The sequence below is a fragment of the Enterococcus sp. AZ088 genome, assembly GCF_051714845.1.
Lineage (GTDB): Bacteria > Bacillota > Bacilli > Lactobacillales > Enterococcaceae > Enterococcus > Enterococcus faecalis.
This window is the reverse complement of the sequence record NZ_JBIOSQ010000001.1, coordinates 2605590-2618990: the sequence shown is the minus strand read 5'-3', so window position 1 is coordinate 2618990 and position 13401 is coordinate 2605590. Positions and strand designations below refer to the sequence as shown.

Annotated in this window: 16 protein-coding genes; 10 read left to right on the top strand and 6 right to left on the bottom strand. The window is 40.0% G+C overall.

The features are described from left to right. Positions 1-190 precede the first annotated feature (190 nt). Positions 191-1165, top strand: a complete 975-nt coding sequence (locus tag IGL17_RS12600; RefSeq protein WP_002413934.1) for a tRNA dihydrouridine synthase — start codon at positions 191-193, stop codon at positions 1163-1165. A gap of 57 nt (positions 1166-1222) precedes the next feature. On the opposite strand, the gene IGL17_RS12595 is transcribed toward IGL17_RS12600, so the two are convergent. The 5 genes from IGL17_RS12595 to rpsN form a co-directional block, all read right to left on the bottom strand. Then, positions 1223-2758 (bottom strand): zinc ABC transporter substrate-binding protein AdcA, encoded by a 1536-nt coding sequence (locus tag IGL17_RS12595; protein ID WP_016618625.1) that lies wholly within the window; start codon positions 2756-2758, stop codon positions 1223-1225. Positions 2759-2778: 20 nt separating this feature from the next. Then, positions 2779-2901, bottom strand: coding sequence for a putative metal homeostasis protein (locus IGL17_RS12590; RefSeq protein ID WP_002383181.1), 123 nt, complete (start codon positions 2899-2901; stop codon positions 2779-2781). Positions 2902-2935: 34 nt separating this feature from the next. Continuing rightward, positions 2936-3910, bottom strand: coding sequence for a CobW family GTP-binding protein (locus IGL17_RS12585; protein WP_002367488.1), 975 nt, complete (start codon positions 3908-3910; stop codon positions 2936-2938). Positions 3911-3925: 15 nt separating this feature from the next. After that, entirely contained in the window at positions 3926-4075 is a 150-nt protein-coding gene (gene rpmG, locus IGL17_RS12580) for a 50S ribosomal protein L33 (RefSeq protein WP_002354818.1), read from the bottom strand. Between the two features lie 110 nt (positions 4076-4185). Beyond that, the gene (rpsN, locus tag IGL17_RS12575; protein ID WP_002354822.1) at positions 4186-4455 is read right to left on the bottom strand and encodes a 30S ribosomal protein S14; all 270 of its coding nucleotides are present in this window, start codon (positions 4453-4455) and stop codon (positions 4186-4188) included. 200 nt (positions 4456-4655) lie between these two features. On the opposite strand from rpsN, the gene IGL17_RS12570 reads away from it, so the two are divergent. From IGL17_RS12570 to lrgB, 8 genes are all read left to right on the top strand, one after another. After that, complete coding sequence (locus IGL17_RS12570) at positions 4656-5054, top strand: OsmC family protein (RefSeq protein ID WP_016618624.1); 399 nt, start codon at positions 4656-4658, stop codon at positions 5052-5054. Between the two features lie 361 nt (positions 5055-5415). Beyond that, positions 5416-6138 carry a methionine ABC transporter ATP-binding protein gene (locus IGL17_RS12565; protein ID WP_016618623.1) on the top strand — a complete coding sequence of 241 codons (723 nt, stop codon included), beginning with the start codon at positions 5416-5418 and terminating at the stop codon, positions 6136-6138. Further along, positions 6135-6806 (top strand): methionine ABC transporter permease, encoded by a 672-nt coding sequence (locus IGL17_RS12560; protein WP_002368484.1) that lies wholly within the window; start codon positions 6135-6137, stop codon positions 6804-6806. Before IGL17_RS12565 ends, IGL17_RS12560 begins: the two co-directional genes overlap by 4 nt. 12 nt (positions 6807-6818) lie before the next feature. Beyond that, positions 6819-7637 (top strand): MetQ/NlpA family ABC transporter substrate-binding protein, encoded by an 819-nt coding sequence (locus IGL17_RS12555; RefSeq protein ID WP_010776195.1) that lies wholly within the window; start codon positions 6819-6821, stop codon positions 7635-7637. 90 nt (positions 7638-7727) lie between these two features. Next, positions 7728-9497 (top strand): sensor histidine kinase, encoded by a 1770-nt coding sequence (locus IGL17_RS12550; RefSeq protein ID WP_002380990.1) that lies wholly within the window; start codon positions 7728-7730, stop codon positions 9495-9497. Further along, complete coding sequence (locus tag IGL17_RS12545; protein ID WP_002354828.1) at positions 9478-10206, top strand: LytR/AlgR family response regulator transcription factor; 729 nt, start codon at positions 9478-9480, stop codon at positions 10204-10206. Before IGL17_RS12550 ends, IGL17_RS12545 begins: the two co-directional genes overlap by 20 nt. A 151-nt stretch (positions 10207-10357) precedes the next feature. Beyond that, on the top strand, positions 10358-10777 hold the full coding sequence (gene lrgA, locus IGL17_RS12540) for an antiholin-like murein hydrolase modulator LrgA (protein ID WP_002354829.1): 420 nt from the start codon (positions 10358-10360) through the stop codon (positions 10775-10777). Then, the gene (gene lrgB, locus IGL17_RS12535; RefSeq protein ID WP_002354830.1) at positions 10774-11457 is read left to right on the top strand and encodes an antiholin-like protein LrgB; all 684 of its coding nucleotides are present in this window, start codon (positions 10774-10776) and stop codon (positions 11455-11457) included. Before lrgA ends, lrgB begins: the two co-directional genes overlap by 4 nt. Positions 11458-11670: 213 nt before the next feature. Here lrgB and IGL17_RS12530 read toward each other — a convergent pair whose 3' ends face one another. Next, positions 11671-12216, bottom strand: a complete 546-nt coding sequence (locus IGL17_RS12530; protein ID WP_002389413.1) for a cysteine hydrolase family protein — start codon at positions 12214-12216, stop codon at positions 11671-11673. 165 nt (positions 12217-12381) lie between these two features. Here IGL17_RS12530 and IGL17_RS12525 point away from each other — a divergent pair, with 165 nt between their 5' ends. Beyond that, a complete protein-coding gene (locus IGL17_RS12525; RefSeq protein WP_016618622.1) occupies positions 12382-13395 on the top strand; it encodes an alpha/beta hydrolase in 1014 nt (337 codons plus the stop codon). Positions 13396-13401: the final 6 nt, after the last annotated feature.

Below are 13401 nucleotides of genomic sequence, written 5' to 3'. Positions count from 1 at the left end.
CTGACGTAAAAAGATTAAACTGTCTGAATCACTCATTCTAGCGAGCAGATTCAGACAGTTTTCTTGTTTCTAAGTATGCCTTTTTTGATTCTTCGTGCATTTCCCTGTATAATAGCAATGTTTCGCACCAGAATATGTCGACAAGTTGTCGTTGAAAATAAAGAAAAAATCAGAAACGGAGTATATGAAGATGAGCAAGAATTTTTGGGCAACATTGCCAAAGCCCTTTTTTGTTTTAGCACCAATGGAAGATGTCACTGATGTGGTCTTTCGTCATGTCGTGAAAGAAGCTGGGGCACCAGATGTGTTTTTTACAGAGTTTACTAATTCAGATAGTTATTGTCATCCTGAAGGGAAAGACAGTGTGCGCGGGCGCCTCGTTTTTACAGAAGATGAACAGCCAATGGTGGCACATATTTGGGGAGATAAACCGGAATTTTTCCGTGAAATGAGTATCGGCGTAGCGGAGATGGGCTTTCAAGGATTAGATATAAATATGGGCTGTCCTGTGCCTAACGTGGCTGAGCGTGGAAAAGGCAGCGGGCTAATTTTGCGCCCAGAAGTTGCGGCTGAATTGATTGACGCCGCCAAAGCAGGTGGCTTACCTGTTAGTGTCAAAACACGCATTGGGTTTACTGAAATGGCGGAAATGGAGGCGTGGATCACGCATTTATTAGAGCAAGACATTGCGAATCTATCCATTCATTTGCGAACACGAAAAGAGATGAGCAAAGTGGATGCCCATTGGGAGGTCATTCCGCAAATTATGGCTATTCGGGACCGTGTCGCACCGCAAACGACAATTACGATTAATGGGGACATTCCAGATCGTCAAAAGGGCCTAGAATTAGCAGAACAATATGGTGTAGATGGCATCATGATTGGTCGGGGGATTTTTAAAAATCCTTATGCCTTTGAAAAAGAACCCAAAACACATACGCCACAAGAATTACTGGGCTTGCTACGTTTACAATTGGATTTGCAAGACAAATATGCAGAATTGGTGCCTCGCTCCATTGTTGGGCTGCATCGCTTCTTTAAAATTTATGTTAAAGGCTTTCCAGGTGCCAGTGATTTAAGAGCACAATTAATGAATACAAAATCAACGGATGAAGTGCGCCAGTTGTTAGCGACGTTTGAAGCAGAACATGGTGTGCTTGACTAAATAAAAAAAGAGAGGAGGCAGCATTTTAGCTAATGCTACCTCCTCTCTTTTGAATGCTTAATGCGCAATCATTTCTTGGGCAATTTCTTGTTTGCTTAAGTCGTTTGGATAATACGTTGGCCAGTTGTCCATTTCATTGAACAGACTTTCTTGGCTATCGCCGCCGAAGAAGATGTGGAAATGAGCGGCTTTCGTTGGTGCGATGTTGTGGTCGCTAAATTGGACGTATTTAAACCGCCCAGCATTGGCATCGTCTGTTTCAAAAAGGAAACGGACGCCACGGTTGCCTTTTGCATAGTTTAAAATTTTATAACCGGCTGCTTTATAGGTGAATTTTTGTGGTTTGCCATTGACCAGAAATTCAATGGTGGAATCAGTGATGTTGATGTGGTCGACATCAGTTTGATAGCCGGCATCATAGTAGGTTTTGTATTCGGCTGGTGTTTTATCTTTTTTCAGTTTCGCTTTGTAATCGAAGACTTGGTCTAATGTGCCATCTTTTAATAAAGGATAGACGGATTGCCAATTTCCAGCGTAATCTGCCAGTGTTCTCTCAGCCACCTCACTGTCTTTGAAATAGCCGTTAGCCACGGTTTTTTCTGTTTTTTCAGAGGTTTCTGGCTGAACCTCTTTCCCGGCTGTATCTGTTGTTTTTTTCAAAGCAGTTAAGTTTTCTTTCATTACAGAAAGATAATCTTCGCCATTGTCCATTTGTTTTTGTGTCAAACTTTCTAGCGGGTTTAGGACTTCCAATTGAACATTCGCTTCGTCAGCTAACGTTTTAGCAATTTTATCGTTGGCATTTTTTTCAAAATAAATATAGCGAATTTGGTTGTCTGTGACATATTTTTTCAACTCTGCCAAGCGCCCTGCTGTTGGCTCTTGTTCAGGTGTTAAACCAGCTATTGGCACTTGTTTTAAGCCGTAATCTAAGGCAAGATAACCAAATGCAGCATGTTGGGTAACAAAACTTTTTTGCTTAGCGTCTTTCAAAGCTGTTTGGAACTCTTTGTCTAAGGCTGTTAATTTTGTTAAGTATTTTTCTGCGTTTGTTTCAAATGTTTTGGCTTTTTTAGGGTAAAGTTTGACTAATTGTTCTTTGATGTTTGTAACTTCTTGGATGGCACGATGGGGCGAAACCCAAGTATGCGGATCTAATTCATGGTGGTGGCCTTCTTCGCCATGTTCGTGGTCATGTTCGTGTCCGTCTTCGTCACTGCCGGGAAGTAAGACCATGTTTTCGGTACCTTTAATGACGTTCGGGGCTCCTTTTTTCCAACCTTTAGCAGCTTTTGGTACCCAAGATTCCATATTTTCATTGTGGTAAACGAAAACATCCGCATCATGGATGGTAGCCATATCTTTGGCGGATGGTTCATAATCGTGTGGTTCAGAACCAGCAGGGATTAACAATTTGACGTCTCCTTCATCGCCTACAATATTTTTAGTGAAATCGTACATAGGATAAAAAGTCGTGACAATGGATAGTTTTTCTTTACCGTCAGCGGTTTTATCAGAGGTGTTTGTTTTGCCGCAAGCGCCGAAAAGGATTAGCGATAAGGCGGCTAACAGGGGAAGAGTAAATTTTTTCATAGGTGTGCTCCTTTAGTGAATTACGCAATTTTCTTTTGTTTATTGCGCTTATGTTCTTTAATGATTTTAAGTGCGCGTTTTCGTGTTTTGATGTTGGGACTTTTCAGTCGACGATAAGCGCTAGATAAGTCAGTTTTTTCCATTATATATAGGACCTCCATTTCGTAAAAAATTAATTTACGGAGTAGCTATTTTGTTGAGGGTTTGAAAGGTTTCTTGGATTTTTTTTGTCTCTAATTCTTTGCCAATCAGAACAATTGTCGTTTCTTGAGGGGGTTGATTCGTCATTTGAAAGGCCACTTGCTGGTTGACGCCTTGCATGGCAATGGCCAAGTCATGCTCCTGTAAGGCGAGAATCCCTTTGAAACGGTATAACTTTTCCTGATGTGTATACATTAACCAATCAAGCCAACGAGTGAAAAGAGGTTCGTTGAGGGCTGAGGACGCCGTTAACGTAAGGGAGTGAAAGGTATGGTGATGATGCTCGTGGGCGTGCTCATGCGGGGAATGAGTCATTTCGTGTTCTGTAAGTGTTGCCGTAAACTTATTTAATTGAAAAAAGTCACTAGCCAAAAGAGGCTCGTTGGCTTGAAAGGATAAAATATCAGCAAAAGGATTAATGGTACGAAGGGTTTCTTGGAACGTTGGTAGCTGAGTGCTGTCTGCTGGTTCCTTGACAGAAAAAAAGAGGCGATCTGCTAAGGCCAGTTGTTTGATGGCTTCGGCTTCTTGAAGCTGCTGTTGCCAATGATGCCCATCAACGACCGTTAAGAGACTGTCTATATAGAAATGATTTTTGATGTGCGGGGTCGTTAAAATTGTTTGAATGATTGGTTGCGGATCAGCAATGCCCGTTGTTTCTAAAATGACTTGGGCAATGGGTTGTTGTTCTTCTTGATACACTTCTAAGATTGCTGATAAAGAGGCAAGAAGATCTCCTCGTAAGCTGCAGCACATGCAACCGTTATTTAATTGAATAATTCGTTCCGTGGTTTGTAAAAGTAATGCGTGGTCAACGCCTGTTTGACCAAATTCATTTTCAATAATAATAATTTCTTCTTTAGGAAACGGTGATTGCGCAAGCGCATGGTTAATTAAGGTTGTTTTTCCTGCGCCTAAAAAGCCAGAAACAATGGTGATTGGAATGCCCATCAAGTTTTCCTCCTGTTATTTGACTTCAGTGAAAAGTGCGCGGCGCCGTAGTTTTGGTGAATATTTTTTCAGCTGTAATTTTTCTGGTGTATTTCGTTTGTTTTTACTTGTTAAGTAAAGGCGCTCGCCAGTTTCAGCGCAAGCTAACGTAATGGTTTGGCGCATAGTGCCGTCCTCCAATTTGATTTTTTTAATTGCGTATAAAAGATAAAGGGGGCTGCGAGGTCAGCCCAAATGCGACTGTCCTCGCTAGTTGTCTTTATCGAAATAATGAGTTACCAGCTTGCTTTTTTGACGCCAGGAATCAAGCCTTGGTGAGCCAATTCACGGAAACGAATCCGAGACATGCCAAATTTACGCATGTAGCCACGTGGGCGCCCATCTGTTTGATCGCGGAGTTTTAAGCGACTTGGATGAGCATCTTTTGGCAATTTGCTAAGACCTTCATAATCGCCAGCTTCTTTTAAGGCTTGGCGAATAGGCGCATATTTTGCAATCATTGCTTGTTGTTTTTTTGCTTTAGCAATTTTTGATTTTTTAGCCATAAGGCACTTCCTTTCTTTTTGGATTTATAAAATATAAATCGTAATGGTTACGATTTGAACGGAAGTATATTATCAGGTGTTGCGTTGTTTGTCAAGTGAGAATTTTGTTTTTTTTAGGACTTGCTAAGTTGAGAAGTTAGAAATGTTTGTTTTAGCGCTGTTTTGTAGTATCTTTTAAGAAAGAGTAAAAAGGAGTGAAGATGGCAATGGTAGAACGTTTGACGATTATTCGTGGTGTGGAAAAATTTGAATTACAAACGAAAACAGCGCACTGGGTGTTAGCAAAAGAAGAGGGATATTCGCCAGTTCAAATGCTCGTTTCGGCAATTGGCGCTTGTGGGGGATACGTGTATCAATCCGTTTTGGAAAATTCGCACATTCCCTTTGAGTTTGAAAAAATAGAAGTCACGTATTCAAGAGAAGTAGAGAGACGCGCACAACCATTAAAACAGGTGGCGATTCTCTTTTATGTGTCTGTTCCAGAAGACTTTCAAGCACGGGCGACACGGTGTTTGAAGCTTGTCTCCCCAAACTGTCCAGTGATTCAATCATTGGCTGAAAGAATTACTGTCGAAGAAACAGTTGTATTTAAAAAGTAAACCATTAGAGACATTATCGTTACGAGCGCTTTTCCCTTTTTGGATGCCTCGTTTCTGAGAATGTCTTTTTTTAGAGGAGCGTAAGGAAATAGCTGTAGAAACAGGAAATTTTTAATTCATTTGTACAAAATAATACAGACAAAAAACAGATAGTGTTTTTTTCACAAATAAAAAGGTTGCTTTTTTTTCTGTTTTAGTAGATGATGTAAGTAGTTACATCTCTGATATAACGCTGTTTTTCGAAACGTGTGTTATTTTTTAATTCGTAATAGTTTTTTTAAATCGTTTCACAGAATTACTTTAATTGTTATACAGTTTTTTTAGTTGTTATAGTTTGTTTGTCGGCCTTTAGGAGGTAATCATGATTGAGTTAGTGAATGTGTCGAAAGTCTATCAAGAGACACACGCGTTAAAAAATATTCACTTTTCTGTCCAACCAGGAGAAATCGTTGGGATTGTTGGGAAAAGTGGCTCTGGCAAGTCCACGTTGTTACGTTTGTTGAATTTAATGGAACAACCGAGTGAAGGGGAGATTCGTATTGATGGCAGAAATGTTCAAACCTTCTCTAAAAAAGAAGTTCGCCAGCAGCAACAACAAATGGGGATGGTGTTTCAGCATTACAATTTGTTAGAAAATTTGAAAATTTATGATAATGTTGCGTTGCCTTTGAAACTTTTAAAAGAGAAACAGCCTGAAAAAATTGAACGTTTATTAACGTTTGTTGATATGGCCCATAAGGCAGAAGCGTATCCTGCTCAGCTTTCTGGTGGGGAAAAACAGCGTGTCTCTATTGCTCGAGCGTTGAGCCGTAATCCCAAATGGTTATTATGTGACGAGGCAACGAGTTCATTAGATGAAGAAAATACAGAAAGTGTCGTTCGACTATTACATAAGACGCATCAGGAATTCCGACCGACTATTTTCTTTGTCAGTCACGAATTAGAAACCGTGAAGCGCTTATGTAATCGTATCTTAGTGATGGAAAAAGGTCAGTTAATTGGCGAACTTCTGAATAATCCTCAGCAATATGAGGAAGAACCGCTTTCCTATTTAGAAAAAGTGGAAAGGAGTTTGCGTCCATGACTTTTTCAGAAACCTTTGCCGAATATTGGCCATCTATGCTGGTCGGTTTAAAAGAAACAGGGATTATGATGTCGATTTCGATGGCTATCTGTTTGCTTGTCGGCTTGCCTTTAGGCTTAGGACTATTTTTGGCTAATCCGAAAGTCAAAGGGCATCAACCTTGGCTATACTGGGTTTTAAATTTCATTGTAACTGTTATTCGTTCGTTTCCTTATTTATTATTTGTGATTGCGTTGATTCCAGTCACTCGTTCTGTTTTAGGAAAGGCGTTTGGCCCAATTCCTTCCTCTGTGCCATTGAGTATTGTTGCGATCGCGATTTTTGCTCGCTTGGTTGAACAAGTGCTGTTGGATGTTCCAGAAGAAATTTATTTTTTAGCTAATTCGTTAGGTACCTCGAAAGTCCAATACATTTGGCACTTTTTATTGGTGGAAGCACGTAGCGGATTAGTCCTTGCTTACACAACCACGACAGTGAGTATGGTTTCATATTCCACGGTGATGGGTGTTGTTGGTGGCGGCGGGATTGGTGATTTTGCAGTTCGTGTCGGGTATCAACGGTATGAATACGGTATTATGTATGTTGCCATTGTAATTATGATTGCACTGGTCTTCATTTTACAAATGCTTGGGAACTTCATTGCCCAAAAACTAGACAAAAGAAAGTAGGAGGACAAAAGAATGAAGAAGTTTTATTTAGCAACATTCGCTGTTATTGCAACAGTCATTTTAGCTGCCTGTGGGGGAAATAAACAAGCAGACCAGAAAGAAGACAAGGAGATTACCGTTGCCGTGCAATTGGAATCTTCAAAAGATATCTTGGAGATTGCCAAGAAAGAAGCTGAGAAAAAAGGGTACAAAATTAACATTATGGAAGTGAGCGACAATGTTGCCTACAACGATGCCGTGCAACATGACGAAGCGGATGCTAATTTTGCGCAACATCAACCTTTCATGGAAATGTTTAACAAAGAGAAAAAAGCTGATTTAGTGGCTGTGCAACCGATTTATTATTTTGCTGGTGGTTTCTATTCAAAAGAATATCAAGATGCGAAAGATTTACCTGAAAATGCCAAAGTGGGGATTCCTAGCGATCCAACCAATGAAGGTCGTGCTTTAGCAATTTTAAATGCAAACGGCGTGATTAAATTAAAAGAAGGTGTCGGCTTTAACGGCACGGTGGAAGATGTCGTGGAAAATCCTAAAAACATCACTTTTGAAAGCATTGATTTACTGAATTTAGCTAAAGCCTATGATGAAAAAGACATCGCTATGGTGTTCTGCTACCCAGCCTACTTAGAACCTGCTGGTTTAACAACGAAAGATGCGATCTTGTTAGAAGATGAAGAAGCAAGTAAACATTACGCATTGCAAGTTGTGACACGCAAAGGCGAAAAAGATAGCGAAAAAATCAAGGTTTTAAAAGAAGCGATGACAACAAAAGAAGTTGCTGAATACATCAAGAAAAATTCTAAAGGCGCCAATATTCCTGCGTTTTAATGAATAGAAAAAATGAAGCCTCTTTTTGAGAAGCTTCATTTTTTTCTTTTCCTTGATTTATAGTATAGTTAATAGGAAGGAGGTGCCGGTGTGGTCGAATTATTTATTTTAATGATGGAACGGGTGGGCTTAATTATTTTACTGGCCTTTCTTTTAGTGAATGTGCCTTATTTTAAGCGTGTTTTATTAAGTCGTGAAAAAATGTCTTCAAAAGTTCAGTTGATTTTGATTTTTGGTTTATTTGCTATTATTTCTAATTTTACAGGTATCGAAATCGCTAAGAATCAGATTGTCCCCAATAATTTACTAACCTATTTAAGCAGCAATGCTTCCATTGCGAATACGCGTACGTTAGTAATTGGCGTTTCTGGATTAGTGGGTGGTCCGATTGTCGGCAGTACGGTTGGTTTAATTGCTGGCTTTCATCGGGTTATTCAAGGCGGGGGGCATAGTTTCTTTTATGTGCCTGCTTCTTTAATTGTTGGCTTAATTGCCGGTTTTTTAGGGAGCCGCATGGCAAAGCAAACCGTTTTTCCGTCTGCCGGCTTTTCTGCCATTGTCGGAGCGTGCATGGAAATGATTCAGATGATTTTTATTTTCTTTTTCAGCGGTGATCTATCGGATGGAGCCACGTTGGTTCGTTTTATTGCGCTGCCGATGATTTTGTTAAATAGCGTAGGAACGTTCATTTTTATGTCGATTCTAACGACGACATTGAAACAAGAAGAGCAGGCCAAAGCGGTTCAGACGCACGATGTTTTGGAATTAGCAGCGGAAACACTGCCATATTTTCGAGAAGGACTCAATAAAAATTCCAGCAAAAAAGTTGCGGAGATTATTAAGCATTATACAAAAGTCAGTGCGATTAGTATGACAAACAGTCATCAAATTTTAGCTCATGTTGGTGCAGGAAGCGATCATCATATTCCAGAGCTAGAAGTCATTACAGAGCTTTCTCGGGAAGTGTTACGGACGGGCCAAATGACCATCGCGCATGCCAAAGAAGAAGTTGGTTGTTCGGACCCTAATTGTCCGTTGCAAGCGGCGATTGTGATTCCATTATTTTCCCATCAGCAAATTGTTGGCACCTTAAAAATGTATTTTACGGATCCAGCGCAGTTAACGCATGTCGAGGAGCAGTTAGCAGAAGGTCTTGGGACAATTTTTTCTTCACAAATTGAATTAGGTGAAGCGGAAGTACAATCAAAATTACTTAAAGAAGCTGAAATTAAATCCTTGCAAGCGCAAGTGAACCCACATTTCTTCTTTAATGCCATCAATACTATTTCCGCATTAATGCGGAAAGACAGTGAAAAAGCGCGGAAACTATTGCTCCAATTAAGTAAATACTTTCGAGGCAACTTACAGGGAGCCGTGCAAACTACGATCCCAGTTTCACAAGAACTAGAACAAGTAAAAGCCTATTTGTCATTAGAACAAGCACGGTTTCCGAATCGTTATCAAGTAACATTTGACGTGGAAGAAGCGGTTGCTTCAGAAAAGGTACCGCCGTATGCGATTCAGGTGTTAGTGGAAAATACCATCAAGCATGCATTCGGCAGCCGGAAGGAGAACAATCAAGTCCGGGTAGTGGTCAAAGCAAAACAACACAAATTACATGTGGATGTGTATGACAATGGGCAAGGGATTCCTGAAGAACGCCGCTTGCTATTAGGAAAGACAACAGTGACTTCGGAAAAAGGCACTGGCACGGCACTGGAAAACTTGTCCCGCAGAATGGCGAACCTTTATGGATCAGAAGGTTGTTTTTTAATTGAAAATTTAGAGACAGGCGGGAGCCATGTTCATTTAGAAATCCCGATGGAACAGGAGGAATTAGATGCACGTATTAATCGTTGATGATGAGCCCTTAGCACGAGAAGAATTGAGTTATCTTGTTTCCCAACATCCGCAAGTGACGAGCGTTGCAGAAGCGGATTCTGTGGCGGAGGCAATGGAAGAGATGATGGATCAAAAGCCAGATTTGTTATTTTTAGATATTCATTTGACCGATGAAAGCGGGTTTGATTTAGCGGAAAAATTAACCCATCTTAAAAAAGCGCCCTACTTGGTCTTTGCAACTGCCTATGATCAATATGCGTTAAAGGCCTTTCAAGTGAATGCAAAAGATTATATTTTGAAACCTTTTGAAGAAGAAAAAATAACACAAGTCATTGAAAAAGCATCGAAAGAAATGGCTCAAGCTGTCCCAGAAAACACTGCTGAAAAAGGACCGAAATCTGAAGCAATCCCTATTCAAGGGGAAGACCGCATTTATCTTGTGGCGCCAGAAGATATTTACCTCGTTTCTGTCGAAGAACGGCAACTGAGCATTTTTGTGGATCAACAGGTCTACAAGATGACAGGGACCCTCAACAGTATCGAACAGAAATTACCTGCCACGCTCTTTATTAAAACGCATCGAAGTTTCATCTTGAATCGAACAAAAATTCAAGAAATTCAGCCGTGGTTTAATAACACGTTGCAAGTAATTTTAACCAACGGATCAAAAGTACCTGTTAGCCGTTCATACGTCAAAGAATTTAAAGAAAAACTTGGCTTAAGTTAAAAAATCACCACTTGAAATGTCGAATGCATTTCAAGTGGTGATTTTTGCATTTGGTGAAGAAATTCTGGCATTTCATGAAAAAAAGCCCTTAAAAAAACGTTTTCTTTATATACTTAACCCATAGAAAACAGACAAAAGGGAGCGAAGAAGAATGGAAAAGAAAGTATATTCATTTTTACAACAAGCAGCAGTTTTTGCCATTATTATGTTAATCGCCAACGGCTTGGCGTTCATTTCCCCAATACCAATGCCTGCTTCAGTAATTGGCATGGTGTTATTGTTCATTGGTTTATGTACAAAAGTTGTTAAATTGGAGCAAGTGGAAGGGCTAGGTAATAGCTTATCAACGGTTATTACATTTTTATTTGTTCCTTCAGGGATTTCCTTAGTTAATTCTTTAGGGATTATGCAACAATTTGGCGTTCAAATTGTTTTTGTTATTTTAGTAGCGACACTAGCGTTACTAGCAACGACTGGTTGGACGGGCGCCTTTTTATTGCATATGAAAGATGCTCGAAAAGAAAAAGAACCCGCAGCAACGAAGAAAGCGAAAGGAGAGGTTCGCGCATGAATCCGTATGTTGGCATTATTATTTCATTAGCTGTATTTGGCATAGGTACTTGGTTGTTTAAAAAAAGCAAAGGTTTCTTCTTATTTACGCCATTATTCGTTGCGATGATTTTAGGCGTTGTCGTTTTAAAAGTAACAGGAATTAGTTACGAGCAATACAATGAAGGTGGCAAATATATCAGCTTCTTTCTAGAACCTGCGACAGTAGCGTTTGCGATTCCTTTATATAAAAAGAGAGACGTGTTGAAAAAATATTGGTTAGAAATTTTAACGGCGTTAACAATTGGTTCTTTTGGTTCGTTAGTGGCTGTTTATTTTGCAGGAAAAGTGATTGGCATGGATAATCATTTAGTGGCCTCAATCTTACCACAAGCTGCTACAACAGCGATTGCCGTACCTATTTCTCAAACTGTTGGCGGCATTGCTTCTATTACGGCGTTTACCGTAATCTTCAATGGTGTACTAACCTATGCCTTGGGTCGAATTGCATTGAAATGGTTTAAGATTAACAATCCAATCGCCAAAGGTTTAGCTTTAGGTGCGGCCGGACATGCCCTAGGTGTGGCAGTTGGCATGGAAATGGGTGAAACAGAGGCTGCTATGGCTAGTATTTCTGTCGTAGTGGTTGGCGTAGTTACTGTTTTAGTAGTTCCTTTCTTTGCAACGGTCATTGGTCTATAAAAAAGTGAGGAATCCCACTTTTTTATGAGTAGCTAATTTCTATCAGCTAGCAGTCTCTGCTTATTCTGTGAATGCTAGTTATCACTAATCCGCAGGCTCGGAGTTAAAATGAGTGTAAAAAAGCCAACCTTATCCATAGTAAGGTTGGCTTTTGTGTTGTTTACAGGATTTTTTGAGTATAGATAGGGCGCATGGAAGGATTGACCAGTCTTTTTATAGAATGGTTGCTCCTAAAGTTTGTTTAAAGTGGCGTAACGCCCATTCGTGTCCTTGTTCATCAAAACTAGCAACGGCGCGTTCAGGAATCATTAATTGATAGCCTAAATTATAGGCATCAACAGCCGTATGCAACACGCAAATATCTGTACAAACACCAGTTAAACAAAGCTCTGTAATTCCTCGTTCTCGTAACCGAATGTCCAAATCCGTGCCACTAAAAGCAGAATAGTGCCGTTTGTCCATCCAATAAACGGTTGCCTCATTTTTGTGAGCTTGATAAAAATCAGCTAGCGAGCCAAACAGATTACGCCCGTCAGTTCCTAAGACATTGTGGGGCGGGAAAAGTTTATTTTCAGGATGATAGCGATCTAGGGGGTCATGCCCATCAATGGCAAAAACCACAAAATCGCCATTGTCAAAATAGTGCTTTGTTTGTTGAACAAGGGCCGTTTCAATAGCTTGTCCAGCGGCACCAGTGGTTAGTTTTCCGTCTGTGGCGACAAAATCATTTGTATAATCAATGGAAATCAGAGCTTTCATTTGGCAACCTCCTAAAGGTTAAAGTCATTTTGTTCATTTTACAGCTTTTAAGAGGGCATTTCAAATGATAAAAGTACATCAAATTCTAAAAAAGCTGTTTCAAAATAAACGCTTTGGCTAAAAAACATGCTATAATTTTGCTACAAATTAAAGCAGGTGAATAGAGTGAAAAGAAAAATCGTACGTTTTATCCTTTGGTTGTTAGGAATCATTGTGGTTATTTGCTTAGGTGTGTTTCTCGCCTTTCAATTATCTCCTAAGCCAGGCGCTTGGGTCATCAACCAGTTATTCGCAGGCGAAGTTGAAATAAAAGATTCAGCTTCCTATGATAAAGCATTGCCCAATGTTCAATTGCAAGAAAATCAAACATACCCTTCTTCAAGAAAAAAGAATACCTTTGATTTGTATTATCCCCAAACGTCAAAACAAGCGGTACCAGTCGTTTTATGGGTCCATGGTGGTGGCTATGTGGGAGGAGATAAGTCTGGGATGAAAGAATTTGCGACACGTTTAGTGGCTGATTCCTCAGTTGCCTTTATTTCAATGAATTATGAATTAGCACCAGACGCACCTTATCCAAGCCAGCTCCAGCAGGTCAATGAACTTGTTCAATTTTTATTAGAAAAGAAACAAGCGTATCCCTTGTTAGATTTATCTAAGCTTTTTATTGGCGGGGACAGTGCGGGTGCACAGATTGCTCTACAATATGCAACAGTTCAAACCAATGCCAACTATGCCAAAGAATTAGGGATGACTGCAGCGTTGCCGGCTAGCCATTTAAAAGGCACACTCTCGTATTGTGGTCCGGTGGATTTGAAACAAATGGCCAACCAACAAAGTGATAATCGTTTTATGAAATTTTTCGTTAAAACAGTGGCTTGGTCCTTGCTCGGCACTAAAGACTGGCAGACGAGCGCGGAACTGCAAGAAGTGAGTTTAGTGGATAAAGTCACCAAAGAATTTCCCCCGACGTATCTAACAGATGGCAATAGTTTTTCATTCCAAGAGCAAGGACTAGCCTTGGTTCAGCGGTTAAAAACTTTAAATGTTCCAGTTTCAACTCTCTTTTTCAAAGATAAGAAAGCAACAATCACCCACGAATATCAATTCGACTATCAAACAAAAGAAGCTAAACAATGTTACCAAGAAACAGTCCAGTTTGTGAATACGTATAAATAAACAGAG

Excerpts from the sequence above, each read along its gene's own strand:
- IGL17_RS12600 (WP_002413934.1), top strand. The coding sequence starts at position 191 with ATGAGCAAGAATTTTTGGGCAACATTGCCAAAGCCCTTTTTTGTTTTA.
- IGL17_RS12545 (WP_002354828.1), top strand. The coding sequence starts at position 9,478 with ATGCACGTATTAATCGTTGATGATGAGCCCTTAGCACGAGAAGAATTG.
- lrgB (WP_002354830.1), top strand. The coding sequence starts at position 10,774 with ATGAATCCGTATGTTGGCATTATTATTTCATTAGCTGTATTTGGCATA.
- IGL17_RS12555 (WP_010776195.1), top strand. The coding sequence starts at position 6,819 with ATGAAGAAGTTTTATTTAGCAACATTCGCTGTTATTGCAACAGTCATT.
- IGL17_RS12595 (WP_016618625.1), bottom strand. The coding sequence starts at position 2,758 with ATGAAAAAATTTACTCTTCCCCTGTTAGCCGCCTTATCGCTAATCCTT.
- rpmG (WP_002354818.1), bottom strand. The coding sequence starts at position 4,075 with ATGCGCCAAACCATTACGTTAGCTTGCGCTGAAACTGGCGAGCGCCTT.
- IGL17_RS12585 (WP_002367488.1), bottom strand. The coding sequence starts at position 3,910 with ATGGGCATTCCAATCACCATTGTTTCTGGCTTTTTAGGCGCAGGAAAA.
- lrgA (WP_002354829.1), top strand. The coding sequence starts at position 10,358 with ATGGAAAAGAAAGTATATTCATTTTTACAACAAGCAGCAGTTTTTGCC.
- IGL17_RS12570 (WP_016618624.1), top strand. The coding sequence starts at position 4,656 with ATGGCAATGGTAGAACGTTTGACGATTATTCGTGGTGTGGAAAAATTT.
- IGL17_RS12530 (WP_002389413.1), bottom strand. The coding sequence starts at position 12,216 with ATGAAAGCTCTGATTTCCATTGATTATACAAATGATTTTGTCGCCACA.
- IGL17_RS12590 (WP_002383181.1), bottom strand. The coding sequence starts at position 2,901 with ATGGAAAAAACTGACTTATCTAGCGCTTATCGTCGACTGAAAAGTCCC.
- rpsN (WP_002354822.1), bottom strand. The coding sequence starts at position 4,455 with ATGGCTAAAAAATCAAAAATTGCTAAAGCAAAAAAACAACAAGCAATG.
- IGL17_RS12565 (WP_016618623.1), top strand. The coding sequence starts at position 5,416 with ATGATTGAGTTAGTGAATGTGTCGAAAGTCTATCAAGAGACACACGCG.
- IGL17_RS12560 (WP_002368484.1), top strand. The coding sequence starts at position 6,135 with ATGACTTTTTCAGAAACCTTTGCCGAATATTGGCCATCTATGCTGGTC.